6 protein-coding genes and 4 pseudogenes are annotated in these 9776 nt (G+C 65.4%); 4 read left to right on the forward strand and 6 right to left on the reverse strand.

Annotated elements, in window-relative coordinates; all coding sequences use genetic code 11:
* A pseudogene (locus tag EJK91_RS22810) lies at nt 1-161 on the reverse strand (IS110 family transposase); the annotation flags it as partial.
* Between the two features lie 884 nt (nt 162-1045).
* Here EJK91_RS22810 and EJK91_RS20950 point away from each other — a divergent pair.
* The 3 genes from EJK91_RS20950 to EJK91_RS20960 all read left to right on the forward strand — a co-directional run bounded on the left by EJK91_RS20950 (nt 1046) and on the right by EJK91_RS20960 (nt 2755).
* Entirely contained in the window at nt 1046-1540 is a 495-nt protein-coding gene (locus EJK91_RS20950) for a hypothetical protein (RefSeq protein WP_125079865.1), read from the forward strand.
* A 1-nt stretch (nt 1541) separates the two neighbouring features.
* Nucleotides 1542-1985 (forward strand): GNAT family N-acetyltransferase, encoded by a 444-nt coding sequence (locus tag EJK91_RS20955; protein ID WP_125079866.1) that lies wholly within the window; start codon nt 1542-1544, stop codon nt 1983-1985.
* 209 nt (nt 1986-2194) lie between these two features.
* The gene (locus EJK91_RS20960; RefSeq protein ID WP_125079867.1) at nt 2195-2755 is read left to right on the forward strand and encodes a recombinase family protein; all 561 of its coding nucleotides are present in this window, start codon (nt 2195-2197) and stop codon (nt 2753-2755) included.
* A 54-nt stretch (nt 2756-2809) separates the two neighbouring features.
* On the opposite strand, the gene EJK91_RS20965 is transcribed toward EJK91_RS20960, so the two are convergent.
* The 4 genes and pseudogenes from EJK91_RS20965 to EJK91_RS23220 all read right to left on the reverse strand — a co-directional run.
* Nucleotides 2810-3343 carry a hypothetical protein gene (locus EJK91_RS20965; RefSeq protein WP_125079868.1) on the reverse strand — a complete coding sequence of 178 codons (534 nt, stop codon included), beginning with the start codon at nt 3341-3343 and terminating at the stop codon, nt 2810-2812.
* Nucleotides 3344-3381: 38 nt separating this feature from the next.
* The gene (locus tag EJK91_RS20970; protein ID WP_125079869.1) at nt 3382-6756 is read right to left on the reverse strand and encodes a DUF499 domain-containing protein; all 3375 of its coding nucleotides are present in this window, start codon (nt 6754-6756) and stop codon (nt 3382-3384) included.
* Between the two features lie 4 nt (nt 6757-6760).
* A pseudogene (locus EJK91_RS20975) lies at nt 6761-8764 on the reverse strand (DUF1156 domain-containing protein); the annotation flags it as partial.
* Between the two features lie 227 nt (nt 8765-8991).
* A pseudogene (locus EJK91_RS23220) lies at nt 8992-9429 on the reverse strand (DDE-type integrase/transposase/recombinase); the annotation flags it as partial.
* Nucleotides 9430-9433: 4 nt separating this feature from the next.
* Between EJK91_RS23220 and EJK91_RS22025 the strand changes: the two are divergent.
* Nucleotides 9434-9580 (forward strand): hypothetical protein, encoded by a 147-nt coding sequence (locus tag EJK91_RS22025; RefSeq protein ID WP_164518058.1) that lies wholly within the window; start codon nt 9434-9436, stop codon nt 9578-9580.
* 7 nt (nt 9581-9587) lie between these two features.
* On the opposite strand, the pseudogene EJK91_RS22030 reads toward EJK91_RS22025, so the two are convergent.
* A pseudogene (locus tag EJK91_RS22030) lies at nt 9588-9776 on the reverse strand (IS3-like element ISAar46 family transposase); the annotation flags it as partial.

The following is a 9776-nucleotide window of genomic DNA, read 5'->3' on the forward strand; positions in this document are numbered from 1 at the left end:
GGCAATGACCGCAACCAGTCCAGGATCTCCCCGTAATCAGGGGTCAGCCGACGCTCGAATACCTCACCGGTATCCCCGTCCAATGCACACCCGATCACCGAACGTGCGTGCACATCCAAACCAACACTCGTACGCTGAACCTTCACTGGGGCCTCCCACATCTTGTGGCTCTACCGGCCAGGACCTGATTCCTGTCGGCAACCCACGGTCACATGTGAGTGAGGCCCCAGCCCCCCATACCGTCTAAGGGTTCGACCGCGTCCGCGCACGGGGGTTCGCGTACCCCGATGAGGATCTTGGCCGACCTCAAGGAAACCGGGCAGGGGCTGCAATTGTGGTCGGAGTTCAGCGCCGAGGTCAGCGCGGTTAAGCGACGGCGCTACAGTCCATCTCAGAATTTGAGCACCGTGCGTCCGGACTGTTCGTCGTCCCACGCGGGCGGGTAAGACGCCGCCGTTCGGGTTATGGCGTCCCAAGACGGCAGGTGACTATCTCTTGATCCTTTGACGGTTAATGCGACTCGCCGCCTCAAGCCGTGCTGACCAGCAACATTGGGACCTTCAGGAGCGAGATGGGCATGACTGCAGCTCTGTTGAAGACCGCCGGGGCATGCAGGTTGCGTCCCAAAAGCCCTGCAGGACAAGAAATCCTCAGCGAGACGGCACTACAGTCGTCCTACAGAGACACGCCACCAGATATCAAGTGGGAGCGGTGTCGACTTTCCGGAACATCGCTCTGACCGCGCTCACTAAAATTCCCCACTTGAGCGTGCTCGTCACCAGCCGGGCGGCCCCACCTGGTCGGGGTCAGCCGAGTCACCCGCCATCTCATCGTCTTACAGCCACATGATCTGTCAGTGCATCTCGGTACCTCGGAGGGGCTTCATGAGTTGCCGCCGCTAAGTTCCGACTGGACGGCGAGGTTGACGAGCCCAACCGGAGCGCAGCCGCTGCACCGACTGGGGCAGTTGCGACGACCTGTCGGTCTTGCGGGCTAACGTAGAACCCGCCGCAGAGAGCGGCATTCAGACACCGCGGGAGATGCCATGAATTTCGATGAGCTGCGGGCTCTCGTCGCCAACTCGGGTCCGGCGGACTGGCAGCGCGTCAGGTCGGCAGGACCCACCTACCGCGATCGCTTCGGTTCGTGGAGCAGCCCCGCCAACAACACGTCGGGCATCGACCACGATAGCCACGCCGAGTTGGCCGTGTACCGCCCGGACATCGACGTGACCATCGCGTACGGGATGCCCGAGAGTCGGTACGATCGCGACCTGACATTCAGGTGGTCGGAGGCATTCGCAGACTCCCAGATCCGCGAGATCAGCCTCGCGGACATCTTCTGGCGCGGCTCCGTAGTGGACCGAATCAACTACGTATACGTCGACGGCGGCCGGGGGATTGTGCCGCTCGGCGGTGGACACCAAGGCCTGGAAATCACCCAGTACGAACTTGCGGTTGTGCGGCTGATCAGCGGCATCTCGGACTACCGGCAGTTCGACCGCTACTACTCCGCGGTGCCGTTCGAGTTGCAGGACTGAGATGGACCTGGAGTTCACCGATCTCCGCCGCTCGGCCGCCGATGATGACTGGAGGACGCCGCCGTTCGACTCCACTGTCGCGTACGAACACCCCCACTGGTGGAACCGGCAGCTCGACGAACCCTGGTTCGTGCAGGTCCGCGAGCGCGGCATCGAGGTGGCACGGGTCGAGTTCGACGATCCAGGCGGCATCAACCCGAACTACGAGAGCGTGCCGGAGCTCGGAGGCGAGCGCCTGGAGGTCCAGTTCATCGAGGTGGCCGCCGCGGCCCGGCGGCGTGGCATCGGGACCAAGGTGGTCCGTGGCCTGGCCGACCGGCACCCGGAACGGCGGCTCTTCGCGTACAGCGAGGATGCCGACAGATTCTGGTCCTCGCTCGGCTGGCTGCCGTTCTACGACTCGAGACGTGGTCCCGTCGGTCGGACCCTGTTCGTCCAGCCGTGAGTTCCGCAGCTAGCTGGTTCCCGCTTAGCCTGGTCGCCCACGGCCCGCAGCCTCGTCTCGAAAACGATGGGTTGATGCGACTGCGACAGCGTGCCGACCACGGGCTGCGCGTCCAGGCTTAACGCACGTCTCAAGTGTCTTGAAAACCTGTCGCATAACCGGTATTCTCAAAACCGGTCAATCAACGGGAATATGCGACGGGAGCGTCAGTGGCCACCATCGGGTACGCGCGAGTCTCCACCACCGACCAGAACCCTCAACTCCAACTCGACGCGCTCAAGGCCGCCGGGGCCGCCCGAATCTTCACCGACCACGGCGTCAGCGGTTCCACCGCGCAGCGGCCGGAGCTCGACGCCTGCCTGGACCACCTCCGCGAAGGCGACGTGCTGACGGTGTGGAAGCTCGACCGGCTCGGCCGCAATACCCGGCATGTGCTGGAGGTCGTGGAGCAGCTCACCTCGCACGGCATCGGTTTCCGCAGCCTCACCGAGGGCCTGCACACCGACGGCCCGATGGGCAAGGCCATGTTGACGATCATGGCCGCCTTCGCCCAGCTCGAGCGCGACACGATGATCGAGCGGACCCGCGCAGGTCTGGCTGCGGCGGCGGCCAACGGGCGCAGGGGCGGTCGGCCCCGCAAGGTCGATGATGCCGACGCCGCCAAGGCGCGTGACCTCCGGGAGAAGGGCATCGCGGCCACCGACATCGCCAAGATGCTGGGCGTCTCCCGCGCCACCGTGTACCGCTACCTCGCCGGGAGTGCTGCCTGACCGCCGTCTGGGTCTGTCGGCGGGCATCGTGTCGGCCCGGTAACGCGTTTTCCGTCAGAGTCGGTAGTGGTTCCTCAACCAGACGAGATCGTCTTCCCAGTCGCCGATCGCTTCGGACATGTCCGCGTTCCTGCGCCTAGCGCCGGATATGAACCCAGCCAGACACCGCTCGATCTTCTCCGCGCGCGCTCGGGTGTTCGGCTCCCCCCACTCACGGATGTACTCCGCTGTATGGGTCGATGTCGCGACCAGCTTGACTCTGTAGACCTTTTCGAGAATGCTCCGGCGACGAGCAGGGCCATGACCTGATCGGCCAACTCGGTATCCCATCTGCTTGAGCACTCCGGAGCTGGGCCAAGTGCGCCCCTCGAAGTCCACCACCATCTCATCGGCGGACCCGCTACCGGCGCGGCGCTCCTGGCTGGCCGAAGGATCGCGTGGCGACTCGTCCGACGAATCGCTGAAATAGTCGTAGAGGGCTTTACCGGCGAAGGCGAGCGCCCCGCCTATACCTGCGACGGCAGCAGCTGCCACCGCGGCGATGCCAAGGATGTCGCCGAAGTCGGAGTCGTCAGATTTGTAGGCCATCGATACCGCTGCCTTTCGAAGAATTGTCGGGGCGGTGGCTACTGCTCTTCGAAGCCGGACTGCTCGAACTTCAGGGTGCGGGCGTTCTCGGAGACCGTGCGGATCTTGGCGTCGTCGAACCCGTCACGGGCAACGGCGGTGATCTCCAGCCGGACTTCCAGGTCGACGCCGTCGACGGCGGCCAGGTGCTGGATCACCTCGGAGGTGATGCGGCCGAAGTCGCGGGCGTAGAAGCTCGGGTCGAGCTTGGCGGTGCCGAAGAACCGGGTCGTCTCCACCCGCGGCGGTACCGGTGGATGTGGTCCCGGACCTGGTCCCGGTGCGGGGCCCGGGCCAGGTGCCGGCCCTGGTGCAGGTTCTGGCTCGGGGCCGGGTTTGGGTTCGCGGTCCCGCTGGTCGATGGCCCGCTTCGGCTCGACGAGCAGCAGGGAATCCACCGTCGCGGGTGAGACACCAGCGCCGTCGGTCGGCAGCACCAGGCCGGTGTAGGTGTTGCCGTCGAAGCCGTCGGCGAGAGCGAAGCCTTGATGTTCCCAGTCGATTGGGGTGTCCAGGGCGGAGAGCAGGCCGTCTTGCAGGACGGTGCGATCGCGCAGCCGCGCGAGGTAGGGGTAGGTGGTGTAGTAGTCCCAGAGTGCGCCGAAGCTGATGTGGCCGTCGCGCTCGAACACGGTGTGCAAGGTGGTGTCCAGGTCCAGACGGATCGCCCCGGAGGCGCGGCGCAGCACCAGTTCGGACTTGTCGACCAGCCGCTTGGCGGTGCGCTGCGCGAGGTCCTCACTGCTGCCTTCGGCTTTGATCGCTTCCAGGTGCAGCGGTCGGGTCGGGTCGGGCTGGGTGGGTACCAGCGCCCAGTGGTAGGCCCCGAGTAGCCGGTCGGTCAGGGTGCGGTCGGCGCGCTTGACCCGTTCCTCGGCTTGTCCGCGCTGTTGGGCGGTCAGGCCGAGCACCCCGTCGGCGTTCTCGCGGACGTACTTCCACGCCAGGTACTCGCGCACCGAGGCTTGCAGCTCTTCGTAGCGGGCGGAGTCCGCGGCCAGGAACACCAGCATGTTGCGGTGCACCCGTGCCCCGGCACCTTTGCGGTCCAGGACATCGGTGGCCCAGGTGACCGCCGGGGACTCACCACCTTGGCGGCGGTCGTAGACGTGCGCCGGGGGCACCAGCACCAGGCGTACTTCCTGGCTGTCGGGGACATCCCCGGGGTGATCTGGGGCGATGTGCACCGCGGCGAACCCGTCCGGGCTGGGTTTGCGGTGATCACCCAGGCGGCGCACGACCTCCAGCCAGACGTCTTCGGGGTGCAGTCGCTCGGCGTAGTCGCGGGCGGTGCGGGTGGTGTTGGCCTGGGTGTCGAACCAGTACTGCGCGCCCGAGCTGTAGAAGTAGGTGGCCTTGTCGGCGAGCTGGTTGAGCGCGGAGTGGAAGTTGCCCGGCACATCACCGGGCAGGGCGGTACCGAGGAAGACCCGGGCCTTGTCGATGCCCTTGTGCGCAGCATGCAGAGTCGGTGTTGCCCCGATGAACACGGTGCGGGCTAGGCGTTGCGTGATGAACCGTTTGCCAAGCAGGTCGGGGCTCGCCGCATCGACCTGGGCGGGGGTGGCGCTGGTGCCGTCGACGTCGGCGTCGATGATGGCCTTCCACTGGTCTTCGAGGTAGGCGGTGATTTCGGTGAGTACCTCTGACTCGGTCAGCGGAACCGAGCCGGGCATGATCAGCGGCGCGGTGTCACCCCGCCGCCACAGGGCGCCGACGATGGTGTTCATCAGCCGCAGCACACCGCGGGTGCGCTGGAAGCGCTCCAGGGTTGACCAGTCCTGGTAGAGCCGGTCGAATAATTCGGGGTGCACCGGGTAGGTGGCCTTGATGCGGTCCAGGTAGGCGTTGTCGGTGGCCTCGTTGGGGAACTCCCCGTGGTGTTCCCGGTAGAACTTGACCACCGCGGTCGCGGTGGCGCTGATCTGGGCGAGGGCTTGGCCGTCGGGGGCGGTGAACAGCCGCCGCCGGACGATCTCGAAGGACTCTTCGGCGTTGGCGGCCTTCCACTGGTCGGCGACGCGGCCAACGATGTTCTGCAGCCGCCGCAAGGCTTCACGCCCGTTGGCCCCGCCGACCTCTTCTTCGCTGACCTCACCGTCCCCGTCGTGGTCTCCCGCCGAGGCGGGAATCGAGATCACCACCAGGGCACCGGGTACGGCTTTGGCGGCCTCGGTCAGGGTCTGGGCGAAGGTGAACTGGGTGTCGAAGCTGCCCCCGGCCAGGTCGTCGCGGCCATAGAGCTGGCGGGCGTAGGCCACCCACTCGTCGATCAGGATGATCGCCGGGGCATAGGCGGCGAGCAGCTCACGCAAGCTGTCGCCCGGGTTGGTGGAGGTCCGATCAGCCTCAGCGACGATCTCGTAAGCCTGGCCCCCTCCGAGCTGCCAGGCCAACTCACCCCACAAGGTATTGATCTTCGTGCCGTCCGGCTTCGGCTTCAGGCCTGAGGGTTCGAGGTGGTTGCCGACCAGCGCGACCCGACGGATGTCCCGGTCCAACCGCGCAGCACCGAGCAGGTCCTGCAACTCTTGGGGGTAGTCGACGGCCGGCCGACCGGAGGCCAAGTGCCACAGCGCCAGCATCGAGTGGGTTTTGCCGCCACCGAAGTTGGTTTGCAGGTTGATCACCGGGGAGGCGTTCTTGTCCCCCGAGATGCGCCCCACGGCGCGGGTGATCAAGTCACGCAAACCCCCGGTGAGAAAGGTGCGACGGAAGAACTCCACCGGGTCGGTGTATTCGGGATCGCCTTCACCACGGGCAACCATGGCCAGGTCTGCGGCGAACTCCGCGGCCCGGAAGTTGCCCTTCGCGACGTCGTCGTGCGGGCGCAGGACCTCCCGCCACGGCAGCAGCCCGGCAGAACCCACCTCGGTGGCCCCGGCGGCCTTGACGACGCGGCGGTCTTCCTGCTCCGACGACAGGCGGCGCAGGTCGACGCGGGAGCGTTTCACCTCATCGGCGGCATCAGCGGCTCCGATGGCGCGCAGGAGCCGTTCGGTGGTGTCCAGGGCGCGGTAGGCGTCGTCGGCGGAGAACGGTTCGTGGTGCGCTTCGCGGTCACGGATGTCGCGCAGCTCGCTGGCCAGGCTCTGCTCGGCCCGCGACAATAGCTGATCGAACGGAAACCACCCTGAAATGGCTCTGCCGGTGATGTTCTCGGTGAGCATCCGCAGCCCGTTCTGCGGGTCGACCGGGTTGTATTTCTTCGATGCTCCGGCACCCTTACCGGCGTCCTTGGCGGCCAGCAGCAGCGTCCAGTGCTTGTCGGCGTCGAGCTTGTCGCGGGTCGCCCCCGTGATGAAGGTGTCCAGGGATTCGCCGAGCAGCTCCAGTCCGCGGCGGACCCGGTTGCGGTTGCTGATCTGCGCCATCGCCTTACTGCTCCTCGTAATCCATCGTCGCTTGCACCGGCTGGGCTGCTGCCGCGGTGACTCCGGCGGTGATCTCGTTCCATGCGGTACCCAGGGCGTTGAACTCCACGGCGATCTTGGTGCGTTTGCGGCCCTCGGCGATCGAGAACAGCAAGAACGCCAGCTCCTTGCACAGGTCCCGATCGACCGACGCGGGCACCCGGGCCAGCAGCGCTGACGCCGCTGGGATGCCCTTAGCCGTCAACACGCGGGTCAGGTGCATGACCGTCTCCCACTCGCTGATCGAGGAGTCGGTGGCAGGGTCGTAGTCGTCGTCGAGCTTGCCGGGGGCCAGCAGGGTGACCTTGCCTGCCCGGCTGGTCAAGATCCCGGCGTAGTCGAGGTGATCAACAGAGGCGTTGCGGGCGCGCGCGATGTTGTCGGCATCCCCATAGGAGCCGGGATCGAAGCCGTACTGACGGAACCAGGCGATCGCGAACCGGGTGTCGGGGTCGAAGTCACCTTCCTGCTCAGCCAGCACCTCGTCGAGGGCCTCGTTGATGTGGGCAAGCGCGGCCCGGACCCGCATCTTCGACCCGTCATCATCGAGCACCGCCGAATACCGGGAGAACACCGCCATCCCTGGCCCGATCGCCGCCTGCGGCAGATCCACCGGAGCGATAGCCCCCTGTTGCAACTCCTTCAACGCCCCCGGCAGCTCCGCTTTCAAGGCTGCGATAAACCGGCGACGATCGGTCCGCGGAGCATCCTCTGGGCGGGGGCGAAGTGCCAGCACGATCGACGACGCGAGTGCATTGGTTCCGGTGCTGACCATTCGAGCGCCACGCTCACTTCGAACAGGCCAGGTCGCGGTGACAGACCAGCCGGAGCGAATCATGCCCTCCAGCAGGGTCTCCCATCCAGTGGAGGCCTGACCGGCCTCGGTGGTCTCCGACTGCTTGAACGCGTAATAGACAGTGATCGGAAAGTCTGGCAACGCGGACTCTCGGGCTCGGCGAAACACTTCTCGGAACCCGTTCTCGAAGAATTTGTGTGCACCGTCTTCACCTCCGTGCCGGTATTTATTGGCGACCAGTTCTTCCGACTTGGGTACCAACATCGTCGACAGCAACTCCGGATGGATCGCCCGTAGGGACCACCGCAACCAGACGTAAAAGAAGTCCGACAGATCCGAGTAGACGATGTTGTTGTAGTACGGCGGATCAGTCGAGATGAGGTAGTCGCTTGACAGAGTGAACTGAGCATCGGCCTGAGCTGCCGCTGTATCGCCTGCTGCGGGAAGGAAGGCGATGACCTTCGCGACTGCTTCAGTCATCCGAATATGGGTTCCTGACGCTTCACCGATCACATTTCCCTCGGCGAAGTCCCACGCCATGGAGATGGCCTGCCGTGCGAACAGGTTCCGCAGGATCTCCATCTGGGGATTGTTTGCCCAGGTTGTAAGGGAGCAGTGGTACTCGGTCAGTCGCGAAGTGATAAGTCCGAGGTAGGTGGCTACTGCGTCGGCATATGCGGTGGCTTGGGTGCCGCCGGTTTCGAGGGGTTGTCCGTCGTCGGGTAGGCCTGCAGCGGCGGCGTCGGCAAGTATCTGTTGCCGGGCTTCCGTAACGAGCTCGCTAAAGGTGGTTAGTGCAACAAGCTGCCGGTCAGTGAAGTAGTCAGCGAAAGTGAAAAACCCGTATCTGCGGCCTTGTGCATTACTCGCGAATGTTCCCCGAGTCTCAGCAGCCAGCGGACCTGCGTCGGAGCGAATCGGCGATGCGGCCTCTGCTGCGCCGAACGCGGCCTCGACCTGCTCTTGATCAGGTGCAACATAGATCCGCGTCCTGCTACCGGCACAGACTGTAGCCAGTAGCACCGGTGGTGGCGGTGAGGTGACATCGAGTTGAGCGTGGACGTCCTCAGCAGAGACGTGTGCACCGCACCCGATGCACGTCGCGCCGGTTCGACCAGACACGGTTCCATCGGTTTCAGCGGTGGGGGCGGTTTTGGGGTCGCGCGGAATTTGTCAAGGCGTTTGAGTCCATCAGGTGTTAGGCGGCTGTTGTGTCGGCCTCCTGGGCTGGCTGGTTGATCCAGACGGTGTCGGGCAGGTCGAGGATCTTCGGCGCACGGTTGGTACCGAAGCGGTGCGGGTGTCGGATACGGGCGTCGGCGAGCACGGCTCGCCGGTCGGCAGCCTTGTCGGCGGCCAGCCCGAAGTGCACGTCGGCAGGCGTGTGTAGCCCGATCCCGGTATGACGATGCATCGGCATGCACGACGTGCGGAATACCGTGCACCTGGAACACCTGCTCGATGAGTTCTTTGGCCAGAACGCCGGATTCATGGGCGTGGACGTGAACCCCGACGATGTAGCGCGAGTAGATGTCGATCATCACGTAGGCATCGAAGTAGGTGCCCTTGACCGGGCCGGCGAGCTTGGTGATGTCCCACGAATACACCTGCCGCGGTGCGGTCGCGACCAGCTCCGGGCACGCTTTGGCCGGATGCCGCGCCAGCCGACGACGCTCCTTGACCTGCTTGTGCTCGTGCAGCACCCGGTACATCGTGGACACCGAACACAGGTAGACGCCCTCGTCGAGCAGCTGGGCATAGATCTGCAACGGCGCCAGATCGACAAACCGCTCGCTGGTGAGCACCGCCACAACCAGCTGCCGCTCCAGGTCGGTCATCTTGTTGACCGGCTCGCCCGCCGAACGTGCCGGCGGGGTGGGCGTCGGTGCGGCAGCGGCGTTGCGCCGCCGGATCGCTGTCGAGCGCACCGTGCCGGTCAGCGTCGCCGCAGCCCTGGTTGACACGCCGACGCCGATCAGCGACCCGTAGCTTTGGGTCAGCGCTTCTTGCGCTGCTCTTCGGAATCCGCTCTCTCGGAGAGAGTCTCCAAGAGAGCGTGCGCTTTTCCCATGATGTCCAGGGCGGCCTCAGTGGTGGCCAGGCGCTTACTCATCCGGGCGTTCTCCCGCTTCAGGCGGGCGATCTCGGCTTGCTCGGCTGTGAGCCTGCCGATCTTCTCACCGGG

It is taken from the genome of Mycobacterium sp. P7213 (assembly GCF_900604305.1).
Taxonomy (GTDB): Bacteria; Actinomycetota; Actinomycetes; order Mycobacteriales; family Mycobacteriaceae; genus Mycobacterium.

Excerpts from the sequence above, each read along its gene's own strand:
- EJK91_RS20950 (WP_125079865.1), top strand. The coding sequence starts at position 1,046 with ATGAATTTCGATGAGCTGCGGGCTCTCGTCGCCAACTCGGGTCCGGCG.
- EJK91_RS20955 (WP_125079866.1), top strand. The coding sequence starts at position 1,542 with ATGGACCTGGAGTTCACCGATCTCCGCCGCTCGGCCGCCGATGATGAC.
- EJK91_RS20965 (WP_125079868.1), bottom strand. The coding sequence starts at position 3,343 with ATGGCCTACAAATCTGACGACTCCGACTTCGGCGACATCCTTGGCATC.
- EJK91_RS20970 (WP_125079869.1), bottom strand. The coding sequence starts at position 6,756 with ATGGCGCAGATCAGCAACCGCAACCGGGTCCGCCGCGGACTGGAGCTG.